This is a genomic window from Peteryoungia wuzhouensis, assembly GCF_003205195.1.
Lineage (GTDB): Bacteria > Pseudomonadota > Alphaproteobacteria > Rhizobiales > Rhizobiaceae > Allorhizobium > Allorhizobium wuzhouense.
Genome location: NZ_QJRY01000003.1, coordinates 379712 through 400311, shown reverse-complemented (window position 1 = coordinate 400311; position 20600 = coordinate 379712). Strand labels below are relative to the sequence as shown.

The 20600-nt window shown below is 60.0% G+C and carries 17 protein-coding genes, 2 pseudogenes and 1 riboswitch; of the genes and pseudogenes, 11 read left to right on the top strand and 8 right to left on the bottom strand.

What is annotated here, in order from left to right; translation table 11 throughout:
• Positions 1-4: 4 nt before the first annotated feature.
• Genes DMY87_RS11060 through DMY87_RS11050 form a run of 3 tightly spaced genes read left to right on the top strand, consistent with a single transcriptional unit; the run spans position 5 to position 2344 of the window.
• A complete protein-coding gene (locus tag DMY87_RS11060; protein ID WP_245408889.1) occupies positions 5-829 on the top strand; it encodes an alpha/beta hydrolase in 825 nt (274 codons plus the stop codon).
• Entirely contained in the window at positions 813-1982 is a 1170-nt protein-coding gene (locus DMY87_RS11055) for a GNAT family N-acetyltransferase (RefSeq protein WP_245408888.1), read from the top strand. The genes DMY87_RS11060 and DMY87_RS11055 overlap by 17 nt, the downstream gene beginning before the upstream one ends.
• Positions 1979-2344, top strand: coding sequence for an EamA family transporter (locus tag DMY87_RS11050; protein ID WP_110791344.1), 366 nt, complete (start codon positions 1979-1981; stop codon positions 2342-2344). The genes DMY87_RS11055 and DMY87_RS11050 overlap by 4 nt, the downstream gene beginning before the upstream one ends.
• A gap of 66 nt (positions 2345-2410) precedes the next feature.
• On the opposite strand, the gene DMY87_RS11045 is transcribed toward DMY87_RS11050, so the two are convergent.
• The 6 genes from DMY87_RS11045 to DMY87_RS11020 form a co-directional block, all read right to left on the bottom strand.
• Entirely contained in the window at positions 2411-3331 is a 921-nt protein-coding gene (locus DMY87_RS11045; protein WP_110791343.1) for an HlyD family secretion protein, read from the bottom strand.
• Between the two features lie 7 nt (positions 3332-3338).
• Positions 3339-4052, bottom strand: a complete 714-nt coding sequence (locus DMY87_RS11040; RefSeq protein WP_110791342.1) for an ABC transporter ATP-binding protein — start codon at positions 4050-4052, stop codon at positions 3339-3341.
• Between the two features lie 4 nt (positions 4053-4056).
• Positions 4057-5190: an FtsX-like permease family protein gene (locus DMY87_RS11035; RefSeq protein WP_110791341.1), complete on the bottom strand. Its 1134-nt coding sequence runs from the start codon at positions 5188-5190 to the stop codon at positions 4057-4059.
• Positions 5191-5192: 2 nt separating this feature from the next.
• Positions 5193-6509: a TolC family protein gene (locus DMY87_RS11030; protein ID WP_165826203.1), complete on the bottom strand. Its 1317-nt coding sequence runs from the start codon at positions 6507-6509 to the stop codon at positions 5193-5195.
• A 106-nt stretch (positions 6510-6615) separates the two neighbouring features.
• On the bottom strand, positions 6616-8565 hold the full coding sequence (locus DMY87_RS11025; RefSeq protein ID WP_110791339.1) for a MacB family efflux pump subunit: 1950 nt from the start codon (positions 8563-8565) through the stop codon (positions 6616-6618).
• Positions 8562-9716, bottom strand: coding sequence for an efflux RND transporter periplasmic adaptor subunit (locus DMY87_RS11020; RefSeq protein ID WP_245408886.1), 1155 nt, complete (start codon positions 9714-9716; stop codon positions 8562-8564). The genes DMY87_RS11025 and DMY87_RS11020 overlap by 4 nt, the downstream gene beginning before the upstream one ends.
• A 354-nt stretch (positions 9717-10070) precedes the next feature.
• Here DMY87_RS11020 and DMY87_RS11010 point away from each other — a divergent pair, with 354 nt between their 5' ends.
• The 4 genes and pseudogenes from DMY87_RS11010 to DMY87_RS10990 form a co-directional block, all read left to right on the top strand.
• Positions 10071-10766, top strand: a complete 696-nt coding sequence (locus tag DMY87_RS11010; RefSeq protein WP_110791336.1) for a response regulator — start codon at positions 10071-10073, stop codon at positions 10764-10766.
• Positions 10759-11812 (top strand): annotated as a pseudogene (locus DMY87_RS11005) (ATP-binding protein). Before DMY87_RS11010 ends, DMY87_RS11005 begins: the two are co-directional and overlap by 8 nt.
• A gap of 77 nt (positions 11813-11889) precedes the next feature.
• A complete protein-coding gene (locus tag DMY87_RS24630) occupies positions 11890-12327 on the top strand; it encodes an IS5 family transposase (RefSeq protein ID WP_110791335.1) in 438 nt (145 codons plus the stop codon).
• A gap of 653 nt (positions 12328-12980) precedes the next feature.
• Positions 12981-13271: pseudogene (locus DMY87_RS10990) on the top strand (ABC transporter ATP-binding protein); the annotation flags it as partial.
• A 24-nt stretch (positions 13272-13295) separates the two neighbouring features.
• Here DMY87_RS10990 and DMY87_RS10985 read toward each other — a convergent pair.
• Complete coding sequence (locus tag DMY87_RS10985) at positions 13296-14135, bottom strand: AAA family ATPase (RefSeq protein ID WP_110791333.1); 840 nt, start codon at positions 14133-14135, stop codon at positions 13296-13298.
• 604 nt (positions 14136-14739) lie between these two features.
• Here DMY87_RS10985 and DMY87_RS24160 point away from each other — a divergent pair.
• The 3 genes from DMY87_RS24160 to DMY87_RS10970 all read left to right on the top strand — a co-directional run bounded on the left by DMY87_RS24160 (position 14740) and on the right by DMY87_RS10970 (position 17490).
• Entirely contained in the window at positions 14740-14877 is a 138-nt protein-coding gene (locus DMY87_RS24160; protein WP_165826202.1) for a hypothetical protein, read from the top strand.
• Between the two features lie 122 nt (positions 14878-14999).
• The gene (locus tag DMY87_RS10975; protein ID WP_110791331.1) at positions 15000-15653 is read left to right on the top strand and encodes a thiamine diphosphokinase; all 654 of its coding nucleotides are present in this window, start codon (positions 15000-15002) and stop codon (positions 15651-15653) included.
• Positions 15654-15657: 4 nt separating this feature from the next.
• Positions 15658-17490, top strand: coding sequence for an ABC-F family ATP-binding cassette domain-containing protein (locus tag DMY87_RS10970; RefSeq protein ID WP_110791472.1), 1833 nt, complete (start codon positions 15658-15660; stop codon positions 17488-17490).
• A 9-nt stretch (positions 17491-17499) separates the two neighbouring features.
• Here the strand turns inward: DMY87_RS10970 and DMY87_RS10965 are convergent, their stop codons facing one another.
• On the bottom strand, positions 17500-19278 hold the full coding sequence (locus DMY87_RS10965; protein ID WP_110791330.1) for an ABC transporter ATP-binding protein/permease: 1779 nt from the start codon (positions 19276-19278) through the stop codon (positions 17500-17502).
• 135 nt (positions 19279-19413) lie between these two features.
• A riboswitch (TPP riboswitch) is annotated at positions 19414-19528 on the top strand.
• A gap of 45 nt (positions 19529-19573) precedes the next feature.
• Here DMY87_RS10965 and thiB point away from each other — a divergent pair.
• Positions 19574-20599: a thiamine ABC transporter substrate binding subunit gene (thiB, locus tag DMY87_RS10960; protein WP_110791329.1), complete on the top strand. Its 1026-nt coding sequence runs from the start codon at positions 19574-19576 to the stop codon at positions 20597-20599.
• Position 20600: the final 1 nt, after the last annotated feature.

The following is a 20600-nucleotide window of genomic DNA, read 5'->3' as shown; positions in this document are numbered from 1 at the left end:
CTCCTTGCGGGGGACCGCATTCGATGACCGTCTCTCCTTCTTCGAGGAGGGAACGAAAGGCAAGGCCGTGCTGCTCGTTCACGGAATGAGCGGGGCGCCGGGTGAAATGCGGCTGATTGCCAGGCAGTTCCGCCGGTGCGGTTATGCCGTTTTTGCGCCCCTGCTGGCCGGCCACGGTTCAAGCCCCGATGCGTTACGCCGTTCCCGCTGGACCGATTGGCTGGAGACGGTGGAGCAGTCAGCAGATTGGCTTGGCCAGCGCATGGATGGCGTCTTTGCCGCTGGTATCTGCGTTGGCGGAAAACTTTCCCTGCTGGCGGCCGAAAGCGCCGGCTCTCCCATTCGCGCGGCAGCCATCTATTCGCCCTGCTTCCAGTATGACGGCTGGAATGTGCCGCAGCACTATACCTGGCTTTCTCCTCATATCCGCTGGCTGTCGCATATCCCCTTCATCGACAGACTGAATTTCAGCGAGACGCCGTCTCTCGGCATCAAGGACGACCGGATGCGAAGGCTGATTGCTGCCATGGAGACCGATGGTGTGCTCAGCCACTTTCCCGGACGCGGCGTCATCGAAATGGACCGCCTGGGCCGATATCTGAAGAAAAGGCTGCCGCATATCAAAACGCCGACTCTGGTGGTGCATTCCACACAGGACGATCTCAGCGGCCCGAACCACGCCCGCTACATCGTCGAGCACCTGGGCGGGCCCAACATGCTGCACTGGCTGAATGACAGCTATCATATGATCCATGTGGACCGGCAACATCGCGAGGTGGCCGCACTTTCCACACAGTTCTTCGAGACCCATCATGCTGATGCAACCTGATATCGAGATCGTCCCGGCTTTCATGCCGCTGCCCCAGAATTTTCAGGTCCGTATCGTGCCGACGATCTCTGACATCGCGCGGCAGGATTGGAATGCCTGCTTCCCAGGCGAGGTCGAAAGCTATGACTACCTGCTGGCCGTGGAGAAGGCGAAACTTGTTGGTTTCGACTGGCGCTACGTCACGCTGTGCCATCGCGGGCGCATTCTGGCAGCGGCACCTGCCTTCCTATGTGATTACGGACTGGAAACCACCCTGGAGCGAGGCCGCCTGACACAGGCCGTGGAAAGGATCCGCGCTGTGTTTCCTCGTTTTCTCAAGTTGCGCCTTGCCTGCATCGGATCCCCATGCACCGAGACCGGCCAAATCGGTATCCGGCCTGATGTACCCGAGGATTGGCGAAAGGCCCTTTTGGTGGAGCTGCTGAGAAGTTTTCAGGCGGAGGCTGAAAGAGAGGGCTACAGCCTCTTCGCGCTGAAGGACATTCCGCAGCCCATGGCGGCGCCGCTTTCCAAGGCATTGGAGATGGAACAGTTCGTTTCCATGGAGGGCATGGCGACTGCCTGGCTCGACATCGACTTCAAAACTGTCGATGCCTATCTGGAGCGCCTGTCTGCCGGGACCCGCAAGGATATGCGGCGCAAGTTGCGAAGCGCCTCGACAGTGCAGATCGAACGGGTGACCGAACTCGGGGATCTCCTGCAGCGCTTCATGGAACTCTATGCAAGCACACGCGAACGCAGCGAATGGCAGTTCGAAGAACTGACGGCCGCCTATTTCGAGGGGATACTCTCCCGTCTGCCGGGCAATTCCTTCTGCACAGTCTACAGGGTGGATGGAGAGGTTCTCGCCTTCAACCTTGTCCTTCGGGACGGGCTGCGGCTGATCGACAAGTTTTTCTGCATGGATGCGGATGCTGGGCGGGCCTACAATCTCTACTATCTCAGCTGGTTCGAGAATGTTCGCTATTGCCTGGAGCAGGGCTATCGTCGCTATCAAAGCGGCCAAGCCTATTATGAAAACAAGATAAGGCTGGGCAGCAGTCTCACGCAAAATTCGATGTTCTTTCGGCATCGCAATCCGGTCATCCAGGCCTGCCTCATGAAGATGGCAGCCTTTTTCGCGATACCCCCAGCCGGAAAGCAGGACCAATGAACCGTCTCAGCGCCTTCTGGCTCGCTGTGCCTGTCCTCAACACAGCGCAGCAACTCCTGTTGAAACAGAGCGCTTTGGCGATCTCCCAGACCGGTGAGACCGGCTGGCTGGCGCAGTTGTTTGTCTCACCATGGTTCGCAGCCGCAATCCTTGCCGAAATCGTCTGTTTCTTCATCTGGATGCGTGTTCTGTCTGAGCTGGACCTTGCCAAGGCGTTTTCGCTCTCGGCCATCAGCTATGTCTTTATCCTCGCATCTGCCTGGCTCTTTTTTGGAGAGCCCGTCACAATCGAGGAGATTGGCGGCAGCATGCTGATCATGCTCGGCGTTTGGTGTCTCTCATCGCCAAGTCATTCCGCCTGACAGGCGCCATCTGGGCCGTGTCCGGTATATCCCGGACACGGCAATTCATGCAGAAGGCCAGTTAAACTACTTGTAGACCCTGACGATAACCCGCTGGCCGATCCTGAATGGCGCATTCTGGTCGATGGTCACGATGGAGGTTGCGGTGCGCACATCGTTGCGTTCGCCGCTGACTTGATTGCTGGACTGCATGAGGACGGGAGATATCCGGTCAAGGGAACCTGGCACTGCCTGTGCCATCCGGTCTTCGGCAACAACCTCCACCGGCACGCCCGCTTGGACGTCGCCCAGAAACTGCTCAGGCAGTTCGGCCCGAACAATCTTCATGCCATCGGGAAGCAGAGTGAACAGTTCCGACATGGCCTGGGCTGAGACCACTTCGCCGACCCGGGCAAACTGGCGGATGATCAGGCCATCGGCCGGCGCCCGCACGGTGCGCAGTTCGACCTCATGCTGGGCCATTTCCTTTCGGCTGCGGGCGACACCGGCTGCAGACTCCGCCACCTTGAGCTCGATCGCGAGGCTGTCGCGGCTGGCAAGAACGTCATCGAGAGCCTGATCGGAGACGGCCTCACCCACAGCGGCGCGCTGCATCCGCTGCACCTGTTTTTCCAGGCTCTTCATCTTGACCTGTAGAAGCTTGAAATGTGCTTCGGCCTGGAGTGCTTCCTCCTCGGAAATCCGTGCTGCCAACTGCTCCTGCTGGCTATCGAGTTCCGCCAGGATGTCTCCGGCCCGAACCCGTTTCATTTCGGCTACCTTTACGGAGCGTACCATCCCGTCGCGTGGGGCGGTGATCTTCAGCAATCCGCCTTCCACGTCGACCACGCCACGTGCTGCGGCCAGGATCGGAGGGCGCCCCACATCGGTCTTCGGCACATCTTCTCCGGCACTCGGAGCTTCGGAGGTCAGCCACAAGGCCAGGGGCGTGAGAATACCGGCGGCCAGGAGAGGCGCCAAATATCGGTTTTTGCGCGGCAATTTCATGGTGTCATTATCCTGTAAGGGCAGTGGAGCTGCGGGGGCGCATATCCCGAAGCAGGCGACCGTCCTCCATCTGGAGAACCCGGTCTGCTGACTTCAGGAGACGCAAATCATGGGAAACACAGAGCACGGCGGTGCCGGTTTCCCGGGCGGTTTCGCGAAGAATGGCGACGATGTTCTGTCCATTTTCAGTGTCGAGCGCACTCGTCGGCTCGTCTGCGAACAGGATGGCCGGACGCTTGACGACAGCGCGCGCAATCGCAACGCGCTGCTTTTCGCCGCCGGACATTTCGGAGGGTCGCAAATGCTGACGGCGAGAGAGGCCTACGTGTTCCAGAGCAAACCTTGCCCTTTCGCGTGCTTCCTCCTCGGGCACACCCATATAGTCCAGCGGCACCTGGACCTGCTCCAGGGCGCTCAGTCCCGGAAACAGGTTGAAGCCCTGAAAGATGAAGCCGCAATGCTTCAGGCGGAACAAATCCCGCTGGTCATCAGACAATTCGGCAAGGTTGATTTTTCCGGCATAAACAGCGCCTTGATCTGGCGGTGTCATGCCGCTCAGAATGGCAAGCAAGGTGCTCTTGCCGCAGCCGGACGGGCCGATCATCAAGGTGAATTCACCTCTGATGATATCCACCGACACGTCGATCAGGGCACGGGTGCGGATGTTCTGTATGGTGAAGGACTTGCCGACGCCCTCGGCACGGATGGCGGGTCGTTGCATGGCATCACCTCAGAAGTGTCGCAGGGTCTGCCTCACGCAGACGGTGAACCGCAAGCAGACATGCGACAAGCGCCACCAGAAGCACCACAAGCGAGGCACCGGCGATCACGCTCCCTCGCAATTCGAAGGGCACACGATAGAAGGCGGCGGCACCGGCCAATAGCAGGCTGATAACAAGGCTGAGGCTCAGGCCGGATATGCCAACCCAGCCCGCCTGCTCGATCACGATCCGGCGCAGACTGTGGAAGGGAACACCAAGTGCGCGAAGCGTTGCGTATTGCGGAATGGTTCCGGCAACGGCTGCCATCAGCGTCTGGCTGGTGATGACCGCACCGATCAACATGGAAATCAGCGTGGCGAAGACGAATGCAATCCCGGCGCCAGAATCCAGCAGCATGTACATGGTGGAGATATTGGCCAGTTCGTCGGCAGGCCACACTTCGTAACGCGGAATGCCGGAGCGGTTGCCAAGGTCTTGCAGAATATCTGCGGCATTGGTGCCCGGCTTGAGGTCATAGAGAAAGTAGGTGGCGGATCCAGCGGCAGGCAAGGCTGAATCCAGTGCCCGTGCTGTCTCCAGTGACGTCACGAGATTGACGCCGCCGAGGCCACGCAGACCGTCGATGAAGCCGATGACGTGCACGGCTTTTCCGTTCACTTCGACCACATCGTTCAGCCGGGCGGAGAGTTTGGAACTGTCCGCACGGTCGATCGCGGCCGTGCCCGGTTCCGTCAGTCTGTTGCGCATTTCCGGCGGCAATACCTTTACAAGGGCGGTTCCATCGGCAGCGGTATCGACTCCCACGATCGTCACGCTGACGCCGCCACCACGGCCGCCGCGCCAGTCGCCCGAGCCCAGCAGGAACGGCTCGACATGGGAGATATTGGCTTCCGCATAGAGATCCGTGACGGCATCCGCCTTAACGGTCCGGCCAAGGTCCACGCTTTGCGTGCCGGGAAAACCCACCCAGTAGGCTGCGTTGGATTGAGTGACATAGAGCGCATTCGCACTCACGATCCCGAGCAACAATGCGCCTTGTGCCGTCATCAAGACACCGGAAAAGGCAATCGCGATCGAAGCCGGCAGGAAGCGGCGCCATTCGTGCAGCAGGGTTTTGCGTGCAATGGAGATGGCCACGGTTAACCCCCGGTCCTGGCGGCAGGAGCAGCAACTGGAGATGCTGTGCCTGCCATGACCTTGACCACGGCAATCTGCGCCAGCGCCTCTTCCTCGATCGCCTGGGACAGTTGGTTCTCGGCCTCCAGAACAGACAGGCTTTCGCTCACTGAGCCTGATGCATCGGCCAAGCCCTCGCGCTGCAGAAGGCCTGCCGCCTTGCTGGCACGCCGGGCGGACGAGACAATGCCCTCCTGCCGGGCGACATTCTGTCTTGCAATCTGCAAGGCGCGAATGGCGGTGGATGCTTCTTCATAGGCAACAAGCACGCTCTGGCGATAGGCAGCCGTTGCCTCCTCCAGCATCGCCTTTCGGGCCACGATGAGATCGCGCCGTTTTCCCTGGTCGAGAACAGGCAGTTGCAGCGAAGGCCCACCCATCAATCCGAAGAGATTGCCGTTAACGGGGGTACCAATGCCGATCATACCCGAAAGATGCAGCTTTGGATAAAGATCGGCCTGTGCCAGCCCCAGTTCCGCGCCGGCCTGCAACACCGTCATCTCGGCGCGCCGTACATCCGGGCGTCGGCGAAGAAGGTCTGCCGGCTGGCTGCTGGTCTGGAAGATGGGTGCCCGCGGTTGCGGATGTGCGGGTACCAGTGAGGCATCGTAGGTGGCGCTGCCCTGCAAGGTGGCAATCTGCTGCATTGCATCGCCAATGGCAGTTTCCAGTCTTGCGGCTTCCAGCTTTGCTGCATTAAGGCGCCCGGCTGCGGCATCTGCTTGAAGCCGCGTATCAAGGCCATTTTGAGCCCGATTGGTCGCCAGCCTCTGGCTGCGGGACAGAAGCGTGATTGTGCCCCTGGCTATGTCTGCCCGCTTCTGGAGGGAGCGAAGCTTCACATAGGTGGATGCCGTCTCGGTCGCGACGGCCAGGCGGGCGGCGTTCAGGTCTTCCGCCACCATTGCGGCACTCAGATCCGCAGCCTTTTGCTTCAGTTTGTCCTCGCCGAAGAGAGCCACTTCCCACCCCAGTTCCAGATTGAACTGTAGCGGGCGTCGGGTCAGATCTTTGTCATTGGACTTGCCCGTTGCTCCCTGGGCAAGCCCGGTCACGCCGAGGTTGGGCGAATAACTGGCAATTTCCGAATGGGCGAGGGCTCGTGCAGCCACCAGGCGCTGTCGCGCCTGTGCGACCGTGAGATTGCGCTCTGCCGTCCGGGAGAGAAGGCCATCCAGCACCGGATCATGGAAGGGATGCCACCAGTTTTCACCCGTCGCTGCAACGCTTGGCGCAGGAGCATTGGCGAGCCTGTAGGTTGCCGGCAGTTGGGGTGGCACGGCTGTTGGCTCAAGATCTGCCACGCTGCAGGCGGAGAGAATAAATGGGATACTCAGAACACAAAGGCGTCGGCGCAATGTGTGGACGGGACGCAGCATCATGCTCTCACTCTCTAGACAAGGCATCAACGGGATCGAGGCGGGATGCGCCCCGTGCCGGAAGAAACCCAAACAAAAGGCCAATCAGGAAAGCCGAAGCGCAGGCACCAAGAATGGCGTGGACCGATATCACCATCGGCATTTCACCCTCTGCCCCGCCCAACAGTGCGGCCAGCGCAAGGGCGAGGCCCACACCCACCAGCGAGCCGGCGACGCAGATTACGATGGCCTCAATCAGGAACTGCAGCATGATATCCAGCCGACGGGCGCCGACGGCCATGCGCAGGCCGATTTCCTTGGTGCGCTCCGTCACCGAAACCAACATGATGTTCATGACCCCGACCCCACCGACGACGAGCGAGATGACGGCCACGGACGAGATGAGGACAGCAAGCGTCTGGGATGCGCTTTCCATGGTGCGGCGCATCTGGTCGCTGTTGAAGACAAAGAAATCCTTGGTTCCGTGTCGCCGCTCCAGCAGCGAAACGATGGCCCGTTCGGCAACGGCGGTGTCGCGCCCCTCCGCAACACGAACGCTCAAGGCAGCAAGGCTGGTGGAGGCTGCAAGCAATCGTCCCGCCGCGCTGGTGTGCGGAATGTAGACCTGCAGGCTCTTGTCTGCGGCCGCACTGCGTGGCCGTGCGACAATGCCGGTGACGGTGACCGGCATGCGGTCCAGCATGACGATCTTGCCAATGGGCGCATCTCCGCGCGGAAAGAGGGCCGATGCGGTGCGATCGTCGAGGATGGCGTATTGTCCGCGGCGCTCCATGCTGTCTTGCGGAAAATTGTGGCCGGAGACGAACCTGATGCCGTTGATGGCGAAATACTCCGCGCCCACCCCATTGATCGTGGCGTTGAGGGAGGTCTGGTCCGAGCGCGCCCGCGCAGTAGTCGTCACCAGCGGTGTCACGCCGGCCACATAAGGCTGGGCCGACAGGACAGACGCATCGGACAGAACCAGCGAGGTAATGCTTCCAGCCTTTTCATCGGTCCAGCCACGGCCGGGGAAAATCGTCAGCGTGCTGGCGCCAAGTTCGCTGATCTGTGCAAGAACCCGGCGGCGTGATCCTTCGCCCATGCCGACAACAGCGACCACGGCCGCAATGCCGATCACAATGCCGAACATGGTCAAGAATGTGCGGGTTCGCTGGGCCGCCATGGAACGCAGCGCCATCGGAAATGCATCCGAAAACCTTGCGACAAGTCCGCTGAACCAGGATGGTGTTTCGCTTGTGGCGATATCGGGAAGAGGCGTCTCGCGCACCGTTTCGCGCACGCGCCTGTCAGCCAGCACCCGCCCGTCACGGATCTCGATAATGCGGTCGGCCTTTTCGGCAACCTGCATGTCATGCGTGACGATGATGACCGTGTGACCTTCCGTGTGAAGCTCCCGCAGGACCTCCAGAACGGTTTCACCGCTGGCGCTATCCAGCGCGCCGGTGGGCTCGTCGGCCAGAATGATGCGCCCGCCATTCATCAGGGCACGTGCAATGGATACCCGCTGCTGCTGGCCACCGGACAGCTGGCCGGGGCGGTGGCCAACCCTTTCGCCGAGACCGAGTCGCTGCAACAGTTGCCCGGCCCGGGCTGCACGTGTTGCTCCATCGGTGCCGGCATAGACGGCAGGCATTGCAACGTTATCCGCTGCCGTCATCGAGGGCAGCAGGTGATAACGCTGAAAGATGAATCCGAAATTCTCACGGCGCATGGAGGCAAGTTCATTGGCCGAAAGGCCGGACACGCTTCGCCCGCCGATACGGTAATCACCGCTGCTCGGCTGATCGAGACATCCGAGAATGTTCATCAAAGTCGATTTGCCGGAGCCGCTGGTGCCAACGATGGCGACGAGTTCCCCCGCCTCAATGATCAGGTCGATGCCGGCCAGGGCCGTCACGGTCTCGTCACCGTTTCTATAGGAACGGGTGACGCCGGAGAGTTCCAGAAGCGCACTCACATCGACACCAGATCGGCCGAAGAGGATAGTTCTCCATCGGCAGGCAGGACGACATGCTCACCGGCTGAGATGCCTTCGAGCACCTGAGCATGGATGCGGTCTGTCAGACCGATCCGCACGTGACGTTCGGAGATTACGCCTTCTGACGAGCGCACCTTGACCCGGTAGCGGCCGTCCGCTTCGCGGTTGGTCAAGGCTGCCCAGGGCATCAACGGAACATCCGTGGCCTTGCCGGAAGAAATGGTCACAGCAGCCGTCATGGAGGGGCGCAGACGTCCGTCGGTATTCGGGGTCGTAAAGAGCCCGTTGTAATAAACAGCCTGTGATGCCGGCTGGCCAGTGATACCCGCCTGTGAACTGCTGTCTGTCGCCAGCGTGGATGGCGCGGGCTCGATCTGCTCAAGTTTTGCGGGGATTGGCTTGTCGGGGCTGCCCATGATGGTAAAGCGCAGATCCTGGCCCTGATGCACCCGGCCAATATCGGCCTCCGAGATCTGCACCTTGACGCGCATGACATCGAGCTGCGCCAGAACCACGATCGTGGGTACGGCTTGAACGGCATTCAGGGTCTGGCCAGGTTTTGCGACAACGGCCACGACCACGCCATCCATCGGTGCCTGAACCCTTGTATAGCCAAGATTGGACTCGGCGTTTTCCACCTCGACGGTGGCCTGGACAATTTGCGCCTCAAGCGCCTCGACCTCGGCTTCCAGCGCCTTGAAGGCGGCGTCGGCCGTCTCCAGATTGGCGGTGGAGGTGACGCTTCGATTGATCAGAATGCGCTGACGTTGATAGGCTTGCCGTGCCTGCTGCAACTGCACCAATCGTCCCGCCCTCTGGGCGCGCACATTGGCGAGTGCCGCCCGTGCGCTGCGCAAGGCGTTGGATTGAGCGGTGCTATCGATCTCGGCGATGATATCGCCCTGCCGAACGGATTGGCCCAGTTGAACATGCAGGATCTTCAGCTGGCCTGAAACCTGCGAACCGACATTGACCATGCGCGCCGGTTCCAGCACGCCATTGGCAAGGACTGTCTCCTCAATCGTTCCGAGAGCTACCGGCTGCGTGAACTCCGGCTCAAGGTCGGAGCCCGCCATCAGGCGGTCCAGCGACAGGGCGCCACCGCCCAGGGCGAGGAGCGAAACACTCACAATCACCGCACTTCGCCTCATGGAAAACGACATCATTTCAGGTCACCGCTGTTGTTCGCTCGGTCTGCTTCAGTTTCCGGACCATGCCTGGACCGAGATCGCCAAGCGGCTGTTGGTCGGCAACTCGACAATCGAACGGACGAAGGTCATGGCTGAGATCAGAATGAGGACGGAGAGTATCAATGAGCATCTATCGGACATGTCAGGGCCTTTCGTGAGGCCATGTTTCCTGCGGCAATTCAGGTTTCGCGCAGCTTATGTGCAGATTTGATGGAGCAGAGCCGCCAGCAGTTGACGTTTGTTGCCGGAGACTGCTTCTTGGGATCAAGAACTGCCCATTACTTGGAAGCGCCTATGGACAATGCACTTATTCTCATCATCGAGGACGAACCGGAGATTGCGGAGATCCTCGAGACCTATTTCGTGCGCGAAGGCTTCCGAACCATCAGCGCTGGCAACGGCGCGATTGGTCTTTCCCACCACATCCGCCTCAAGCCGGATCTGATCGTTCTCGATGTGAAACTGCCGGGTCAGGACGGCTATGAGGTCCTCGCAGCCGTTCGACGTCGGGGAGAGACGCCGGTGATCATGGTGACCGCCTTGGCGGAAGACCTCGACAAGCTGCAGGCCCTGCGGCTTGGTGCGGATGACTACGTCGTCAAGCCTTTCAACCCCTTGGAGGTGGTTGCCCGGGCCAAAGCCGTTCTGCGGCGTGCGAACGGCAAGAGCAATCGGCAGATATTGCGTGTTGGGCCGCTCGCGGTGGATGCGGAGGCTTACACTGCACTGGTCGACGGGCCGTCCGGTCTTGTCGCACTGGAGCTCACTCGGACCGAATTTCGCCTTCTTGCCCATATGGCGGCGTTTCCCAACAGGGTGTTCGAGCGCTCGGAGCTCGTCGATGCCTGCCTGCCGGAAGGGGAGGCGCTGGACCGAACGGTTGACAGCCATGTCAGCAATCTGCGCCGCAAGCTGACCGCCGCTGGTGCGGATCGTCTTTTGAGCGGGGTCCGCGGCGTCGGCTACAAGTTGAGCGATCTGAATGGCTAGCAATCTCAACACCCATATCATCCGTGCCATGACTGGCATCACGCTCGTCGCGTTCGCTGTGATGTACTTCGGGCTGATGGCCTATTATTTCGTCATTTACGACTGGCTGTTCCCCGAAGCCGCATACGACGAAAAATGGCAGTTGAGCGACACGATGGTGCTCGCCACGATCCTGTCGACGGGGCTTCTATCTGCCGTCTTGGTTGCGTGGAGACTGGCCCAAAAAATCGTGGAACCGTTGAAGTCCGTGGCGACTGCAGCGCGAGCGATTACGGAAGGCGATTTTTCCGCGCGGGCCGAGATTGCCGCGACGCCTTTCGGGGAAGCGAAGAGCTTGATGGAGGACTTCAACTCCATGGCCGAGCGCTTGCAGAAGGCGGAAGCCGAGATCAAATACTCGAACTCTTCGATCGCTCACGAATTGCGCACACCGCTCACCATCCTGCGCGGGCGCCTGCAAGGGTTGCTGGATGGAGCCTTTCAGCCGAGCCCCGAGCTTTACGGGAGGCTGATCGCCCATGTGGATGATCTCTCGGCCATCGTGGAGGAGCTTCGCACTCTGGCCTTGGCCAATGTCGGCAAGCTGGAGCTTGCGCTTTCACGTGTCGATTTGTCGATTGAAGCCATGTCGGTGCTCGTTTCGATCGGAAGCGATCTCGAACAAGCTGGAATATTTGTCGAGCACAGATTGGATCCTTCTCCGGCCCTGGTCGATCCCACCCGGATCCGCCAGGCCATTCTGGCCCTGCTCGACAATTGCCGTCGCTATGCTCCCAACAGCGATGTGCTGGTTGAAACGGGTGTCAAGGATGGATTTGCCTATGTGCGATGCCGCGACAACGGTCCGGGCATTGATGCGGCGCATAGGGAGCGTGCCTTTGAGCGCTTTTGGCGGGCAGATGAGTCCCGCGCGCGCAAGCGGCGGATCCGGTCTGGGGCTGCCGATCGTGCGAGGGATTGCCAGAGCCCATGGGGGCGAGGCGCTAATTGTAGATCAGGACAAGCCTGGCCTGACCATCGAACTGCAATTACCGCTTGATGAATAGATGGCGGCTTGCTTAAGCTACCACAGCGCGTCGATAAGGGCTTTCTGGATATTCCCGTCCTTTAGCAAAGCCGATACATCATCGGCAATAAACAGGCCTGCCGCCGGTGGAAAAGGGGGGCAGATGCCGAAGCAATCGGTCGCGCGAGAGGCGACAGACCGACAAAAATCCATGCTGTTGTCGATGGTTGCGACCGTCCAGTCGCGTTGCGAATAACGCCTGGGCAACGTGGTGATGCACCCGTTGTCATCCCGCTCATTGGGCCCTTGCCTCCAACACGTCTCTGCTCCGCAGATACGGCTTACGACAGCGACGCCTTGCGCAACTTTCTGACAACACGCGGCACGGAACCCGTCATTCCCGACAATCCAACCCGAAAGCGGATCAGAGCGTTCGACCCGGTCGCCTACAGACGACGAAAGATCACCGAGCGGACATTCTGCCGTCTCAAGGACTGGAGGCGTGTCGCGCCGCGCTACGACAAGCTTACGATAGACTTCGCGGCAACGTGCTAAAGCGCAGCTATCGTAACATAGTGGATCAATTGAGTCTGGAGCCAAAGCGAGAAATGATGCGATCGGAAAATTGGACCTTTAGCAGCATTATGTCCATCGTTATGGGTGCTGCGACTGCCTTGATGTTCTGGTGGCTCATTGTCTACGAAGGGGCTTGGCCGTTCCTTATACTCGTTCCCGTTCCTGCTATCCCCTCCTTGCTGTTTAGCCTCTATGCGATCAAGGCGCATGAAAGTGACACTGCGTTCTTGGGATTGCTTATGGCAGTGTCGCCGATCGCCATATTCTTTGCTTGAGCGGCGAGGATCTCAGGGGGGTGTCGCAGGTTTTTCAAGGAATTACAGAAACGACGATCGCTCGAATACCGCTATGCGGCGAATTGAAATACTGATCAGCCAGCGGTCGAAAGCTGTTGTTGACGGAGCATATGCGCGACTTCGATACCGATCTGGAGATCGGTGATTCAGACGAAAAAGATCTGAAGCCATCCATAGGCAGTGTCAGCGTCTTGATGGAGCGAACATTCTGCTCGGTGATGTTGTCGAGGTACCTTGTCCCGTTAGCGACCTCGCCGCCCACATCAAAGCCGCGCGCCGCGCGAGATCCGGGCTAGGCATGAAGAATATCGGAGGCATCCGCATAGCGACGGCTAGCCGGAAATCCTCCTGCTCGACGAACCGCTTGGTGCACTTGATGCGATGACCAAGATCGGGATGCAGCAGGAACTGGCCCGGATCTGGAAGGAGGAGGACGTCACGACTGTGCTGGTGACCCACGATCTCGAAGAAGCAATCTTCCTTGCCGACCGGATCCTGGTGCTCCCCCGCGAAAAGGGCGGCGAGCCGCAGTTCATCGACATCGATATTCCGCGCCCGCGTGATCGTAGCAATTCGCACTTCGTTCGGCAAAGAGAAGAACTTCTGAGGCTGTTCGGTCTCCACTGAGTGGCTTCGATTGGCCTCTCTGTTCTACCGTTCGCGACGGGCCAAGAAGGCAAGTCGTTCGAAGAGATGGATGTCCTGTTCGTTCTTGAGCAGGGCGCCATGCAGCTTCGGCAGTGACTGTTTCGGATCGCCGCGCAAGTCTGCGGGATCGATGTCCTCTGAAACCAGGAGCCGGATCCAGTCGAGCGCCTCGGATGTCGACGGTTTCTTCTTCAATCCGGGTGTCTCACGGATTTCGTAGAACTGCGTAAGGGCGTTGCGGATCAGGGTCTTCTTGATGCCGGGGTAATGGACTTCCACAATCCGCTCCAGCGTCTCTGCATCCGGGAAGCGGATGTAGTGGAAGAAACAACGGCGCAGGAAAGCATCGGGCAGTTCCTTTTCGTTGTTTGAGGTGATGATGACGATCGGACGCACACGCGCTGCCACGGTCTGGCCGGTCTCGTAGACATGGAACTCCATGCGGTCGAGTTCCTGGAGCAGGTCGTTGGGAAATTCTATGTCGGCCTTGTCGATCTCGTCGATCAGCAGCACCACCTTCTTTTCCGCTGCAAACGCCTGCCAGAGCTTGCCACGGCGGATGTAGTTGTGGACGTCGTTGACGCGCGCCTCACCCAACTGGCTGTCGCGTAGCCGCGAGACCGCATCGTATTCGTATAGCCCTTGCTGTGCCTTGGTCGTGGACTTTACGTTCCATTCCAGGATGTCGAGGCCGAGTGCCGAGGCAACCTGACGGGCGAGTTCGGTCTTGCCCGTGCCGGGTTCTCCCTTGACGAGCAGGGGCCGCTCCAGACGGATCGCGGCGTTCACAGCAATCATCAGATCCCTGTCTGCAACGTAATCGGCGGTTCCCTCGAATTGCATTGATCTATCTTGTCCCTCTCGCTGCCACGCCGATACCTGATTGGCGAGGCTAGCGAGGCGGTGGCCGGGGTGCAAGCTGCTGCACTGCGGACTGGAGGGAGGGTGAGATATAACTTGTATTTCCCTACAGATCTGACAGGCTGAAATAACAGAGTTTTTGCCTGTCCTTCTATGCTATGCCCACTCCTCTAGGACAGGTTTGGGCCTGAGGCATTCATCCAGGCTCCACCACTGCCGATCCATCCGCTGCTTCATGCAGAGATCTTCAATTCGTGCCTTTCTCCGATGAACACACCGGTCGGCCTTCTAGCCGATCGGGCTTACCGTACCGCAGCGGAGGACGTGCGGAGGAGGCTCGAATGAGCAGACATAAATATCCGGTCGGCGCCATGATCGTCCTCAAGGACGGTCCCGTCCGTCTCGCCCGGACGACCGGGGTCTGCAAAATACTCGCAACCCTGCCGGAGACCGGCGGCGCTCTGCAATATCGAATCCGCTTTGAAAGCGAGGGGTTCGATCGTTGTGTAGCGGAAGACGACATCGACCCGGACCGCAGCCATGGCTGCGTGCCCGAACCAACGACGAAAAGCAAGGAACAGGTATCATGGCTAAAGGCCAGCAGCGTTCGAACCGCGAAGTAAGAAAGCCGAAGAAGGACAAGGAGAAGCCGTCATCCGCGCCGGTCTCCACCTTCAATACCCAGATGAAGAGCGCCGAGACGTCGGGCGCGAAGAAGCGGTAGTCGCGGGGCGCTGGCAGTTCTCGATGCCTGCCGGCCTGTTCCCTTTCATTGGCTTCCCGTCTCGTACCAGCATCGAGCATTCGCCTTTCCCTTTTGCCTGAAGATGCGCTAAGGGCAGGCGCATGAAAACTGCGTCCTTTACTATCCTCCTTGGCGGACATCTGACTGTGACGGACCGCCTTAAAGCGCTGACTGCGGGCAGCCGTGCGATCGCCGCCGACAGCGGCATGCGGCATGCATCCGCTCTCGGGATTGTGCCTGAGCTTTGGGCCGGCGACTTCGACAGCAGCGATGCGGCCCTTATCGCACAATGGCCGAATGTCGAGCGCAGAACCTATCCCGCGACCAAGGCGGCTACCGACGGCGAAATTGCTGTTGCCGAAGCCATTGCACGCGGTGCCACGCGTCTCATTGTCGCCGGCGCGCTCGGCGGCGAGCGGTCCGACCACGCGCTCCAGCACCATCTGAATGCTCTCGGCCTTGTCGAAGATGGGTTCGAGGTCGTGTTGACCTCCGGCGAGGAAGAGGCCTATCCCTTTGCCGACGAAAGTGAGCTCGAACTGGAACTGCCCAAGGGAGCTCTCTTCTCGGTGCTGGGTTTTACCGCGCTTGAGGGGCTGACAATCCGCAACGCACGCTATCCGCTCACCGATTTCTCGCTGGCCTTCGGGTCGTCGCGTACCATTTCCAATGTTGCCGAAGGTCCAATTTCGGTCTCGCTCACCCGTGGCCGCGCTGTTCTTCTGGCGCGCCCTTACGATTTTTCCGGAGCCTGAAGCCTTGGCGCCTCCCATTCTGAAACTCGACGACATCTTCCTGTCTTTCGGTGGCACGCCGCTGCTGAATGGAGCCGGACTGCAGGTGGAACCCGGAGACCGTATCTGCCTGGTGGGACGTAACGGTTCGGGCAAATCGACGCTGATGAAAATCGCAGCTGGTCTTGTCGAGGCTCAATCGGGCGAAGTCTTTCGCCACCCCTCTTCGACGATCCGTTACCTTGAACAAGCGCCGGATTTTGCCGGCTATGCCACCGTGCAGGCCTATGCCGAAGCGGGGCTGGGACCGGGTGACGATCCCTATCGCGTGACCTATCTGCTCGAGCATCTCGGCCTTACCGGTCAGGAAGATCCGACACGCCTCTCCGGCGGCGAGGCGCGGCGCGCGGCGCTTGCCCGCGTGCTGGCGCCGGAGCCTGATATCCTGATGCTCGACGAGCCGACCAACCACCTCGACTTGCCGACGATCGAATGGCTGGAAGGCGAGCTGCAGAAGACGCGAAGCGCGCTTGTTCTGATTTCCCATGACCGCCGGTTTCTTGAGAAGATATCAACTGCCACCGTCTGGCTCGATCGCGGCCTGTCACGGCGCCTCGCCCGGGGCTTTGCCCATTTCGAGGAGTGGCGCGACAAGGTGCTGGAAGAGGAAGAAATCGAGCAGCACAAGCTTGGCCGGCAGATCGAACGCGAAGAGCACTGGTTGCGCTATGGCGTGACGGCAAGGCGCAAGCGCAACATGCGGCGCCTTGGCAACTTGCAGGCTTTGCGGGCCGATTATCGCGGTCATAAGGGGCCGCAGGGCACGATCCAGGCTGCGGTTAGCGAAGGCCGCGAAAGCGGTAAGCTCGTCGTCGAGGCGGAAAAGATCACCAAGGCCTATGGTGAGCGGACCATCGTCGCCCCCTTCTCGATCCGCGTACATCGTGGCGATTGTATCGGCCTGATCGGTCCGAATGGTGCCGGCAAGACGACGCTTCTGAAGATGTTAACTGGCCAGTTGCAGCCTGACGACGGCGTGATCAAGCTCGGCACCAATCTGGAAATTGCGGTTCTCGACCAGAAGCGCGAGGACCTCAACCCGGATGATTCGCTTGCCCATTACCTGACCGATGGCCGGGGCGAGAACCTGCTGGTGAACGGCGAACAGAAGCATGTTACCGGCTACATGAAGGATTTTCTCTTCCAGCCGGAACAGGCGCGCACGCCGATCCGCAATCTCTCTGGCGGCGAACGCGCGCGGCTGATGCTGGCGCGGATCATGGCGAAGCCTTCCAACCTGCTGATCCTTGATGAGCCGACCAACGACCTCGACATCGAGACGCTCGACCTGTTGCAGGAGATCGTGGCGGGTTATGCTGGCACGGTTATTCTCGTCAGCCATGACCGCGACTTCCTCGACCGGACCGTGACATCAACCATCGCGCCGGCCAATCCGGATGCGCCTGACGGTCGCTGGATCGAATATGCCGGCGGCTATTCGGATATGCTGGCCCAGCGCAAGGGCGTCGAGGACGAGCGCAAGCGTGCGGAGAAGGCCGAGAAGGCCAAGACCCAGGACGTGGGCGGCGGAAAGCCGGCGGAGACTGGCTCGAAGGGCAAGGGAAAGCTGTCCTTCAAGCAGAAATTCGCGCTCGAAAACCTGCCGAAGGAGATGGAGAAGGCGGAAAAGGAGATCGCTGCACGCGAAGCGAAGATGGCTGATCCCAACCTCTTCACGAAGGATCCAGCGACCTTCAACACGTTGGCGGCGGAAATGGAGAAGCTTCGTGCCGACATCACGCGGTGGGAAGAGGAATGGCTGGAACTCGAAATGCTGCGCGAGGAACTTGAGGGGTGAGTTTCAGATTCAGGATGCGAGATCCGTCACGCGCTCAAGATGCACCAGCCTCGCGTCGGTGGCCTTAGCGAAAGCGGCGGAACGGCCGATGTAGAGCAGGGTCGTGCCGGTCATTTCTCCGAGCAACGCTGCCAGACGAGCCTCTGTCTCCGGCTCCAACCCCTCCAGCACGTCGTGCATCACGATCCAGCGTGGTTTGCGCAGGAGAATGTTGGCGAAGGCAAGCGCCATCTGTTCGTCTTTGTCGAGAAGCCGTTCCCAGCGCGCGCGCTCATCGAGTCGCGTGCCGAGATGCTGCAGTCCGACCCTCTCCAATGCAGCCGTTATGTCAGCATCGGTAAAATTTGTAGACGCTACGGGATAGGCGAGCAGGCTGCGCAACCTGCCTTCCGGCAGGTAGCCAATCTGCGGCACGTAGAGGATATCCGCCGTAGCGGGGAGAAGGATCTTTCCCGTTCCGAATGGCCACAGGCCCGCAAGGGCATTGAAGAACAGCTTGCGATTGACCCCCTGGTCGCCATTGACCATCACATGCTCGCCGGGAACGATTTCCACATCCCGTTCGACGAGGCGAAAGGCGGCCGGATTGCCTTCGCCTGGTATGCGTGGCCCGATCACGATGCCCTTCAGACTTAGTATTCCGTCCTTTGACGCACCGATCTCGATTCTGGGGGCATCCAGCGCCTCGATGTCCATGGCAGCCAGAGCGGCACGGAATACCGTGACGCGGAGCAGGGCGGCGCGCCAGTCGGCAATCTGGCCGAAATTGTCGACATACCAGCGGAGAGCCGAATAGACCTGGGTGAAGGCCGCTGCCGCCATCATCAGGCCACCGAACGTGATGGTGCCGGAGAAATAGGCGGGCGAGGCGATCAGGATCGGGACGATGATCGCCAGCCAGCCAAAGCCCGCCGTCACCCAGGTGAGATTGGTGAGTGCCAGGGCCAGATGCCGTATCGATCCCAAAACGCTGTCCAGCGTTTGATGGATGTGACGGCTTTCGGTCTCTTCGCCCTGGGCGACGGCAATGGCCTCGAGGTTTTCATTCGCGCGCATCAGCGAAAATCGCAGATCGGCCTCGCGGGCATAACGTTCGGCGTTGAGGTTCGACAGCTTATGTCCGACAAGGCGGCTCAAAAGCGATGCGGCAAGCGCATACAGAATGGCTCCCCACACCATGTATCCGGGAATCCGGAAGCTCCATTCTCCAAGCTTGAAGACGATGTCGCTCGAAAGGCCCCAGAGGACTCCGATGAAGCTGACCAGAAGGATGGTCGCGTTGAACAGGCCGATCGACAGCGATGTCGTCATTTCGGCGAGCTTGCGCGCATCTTCGTGCAGGCGCTGGTCCGGATTAACACCAAGTGGGCTCGTCATCGAAAGGCGGAAAGCGCGGCGCCCCTTGAGCCACTGATCGATGACGTCGCGCGTCAGGCCTTCCCGCATGTGTAGCGCTGTCATCTGGTTCAGCCATGCCTGCACGACGTTGAGGACAAGAAGCGCGCCCGCGATGGCAGCGAAATTGCGTAGCTCCTGGAGGAATGCCGGCAGGTTCCTCTGCTCCAGGGCATTGTAGAAGGGCGCATTCCAGTGGTTCAGCATCACCGTGCCATAGGCCGTGGCCAGGATCACCGCGACGAGCGCAAAGGCGAAGGTCAGAATGCGGTTGCGGATGGCCGAGTGCCAAAAGCTGTCCAGCGCAATGGCCATCTGGCGGCGGAAGCTTGCTTCGACAGAGGCGATGGTCTGATCAACGGAGGGCGACTTTCCGCTCATTTCACTCGTCATGCCTTCATGCCTTGGCTCGTTCAACCATACTCTCATTGTCTGCCTAGCATGGCGAGATTGCGTTTCGATTACCAGCGATGCGGCCGCGCAGTTTGAGCCACCTTGCACTCGGCGGCCCACCGCGCTATTTCTCCTTCTGCTCTAACGGGGTGCCTTTCGATCTTTCCGGATCGAAATGCTGAGAGGCGAAAGCCAACCCGCGGAACCTGATCCGGTTAACACCGGCGGAGGGATTAGACGCGTCGAAAGAAAACGCCCTATCCCCGATATCGATGAACTTTTGGAGGAGGGCGTCATGCCGTCATGTCTATCTAATATTTTCCGCGCAGGCCTTGCCGCAGCCGCTTTGTCCGTCGGCCTCTCCATGCCGGTGCAGGCGGCCGACAAGGTTTTGACCGTCTACACCTATGAGAGTTTCATCTCCGAATGGGGGCCGGGGCCAAAGGTGCAGGAAGCCTTTGAAAAGACCTGCGCATGCAAGGTTCAATTCGTCGGCGTGGCGGACGGAGTTGCGCTCCTGACCCGGCTCAAGCTCGAGGGTGAAAGCTCCAAGGCCGATGTCGTTCTCGGGCTCGACACCAACCTGGTCGAGGAAGCCAAGCAGACCGGATTGTTCGATACGTCCGGGATCGACGCCTCAAAAGCGAAGGTTCCTGGCGGCTTTGCCGATGACGTCTTCGTGCCTTACGACTACGGGCATTTCGCCGTGATCTATGACACGCAGACGATCAAGACCCCGCCGAAAAGTCTGAAAGAACTGGTCGAGGGTGACCCCAGCCAGAAGATCGTCATTGAGGATCCGCGCACGTCGACGCCGGGTCTCGGCCTGCTGCTCTGGGTGAAGTCGGTCTATGGTGACAAGGCGCCTGAGGCCTGGGCGAAGCTCAAGGGTCGCGTGCTGACCGTGACTCCAGGGTGGTCGGAGGCCTATGGCCTGTTCACCAAGGGTGAGGCGCCGATGGTGTTGTCATACACCACGTCGCCGGCCTATCACATGGTCGCAGAGCAGACGGACCGCTATCAGGCGGCTGACTTCTCCGAAGGTCACTACATCCAGATCGAAGTTGCCGGCATCCTCAAGAATGCACCGGAAAAGGCGCTTGCACGCCAGTTCCTCGCGTTCATGCTGGAGCCCGGCTTTCAGGACACGATCCCCACCAACAACTGGATGATGCCGGTTGCCGCCACGTCCGAGCCGCTGCCGGATGCCTTCGGCAAGCTCGTCCAGCCGAAGACGACCTTCCTGATGAGCCCGGCAGAAGTGGCAGCCAGTCGTCAGGCCTGGATCGACGAGTGGCTCAAGGCCATGACGCTGAACTGAC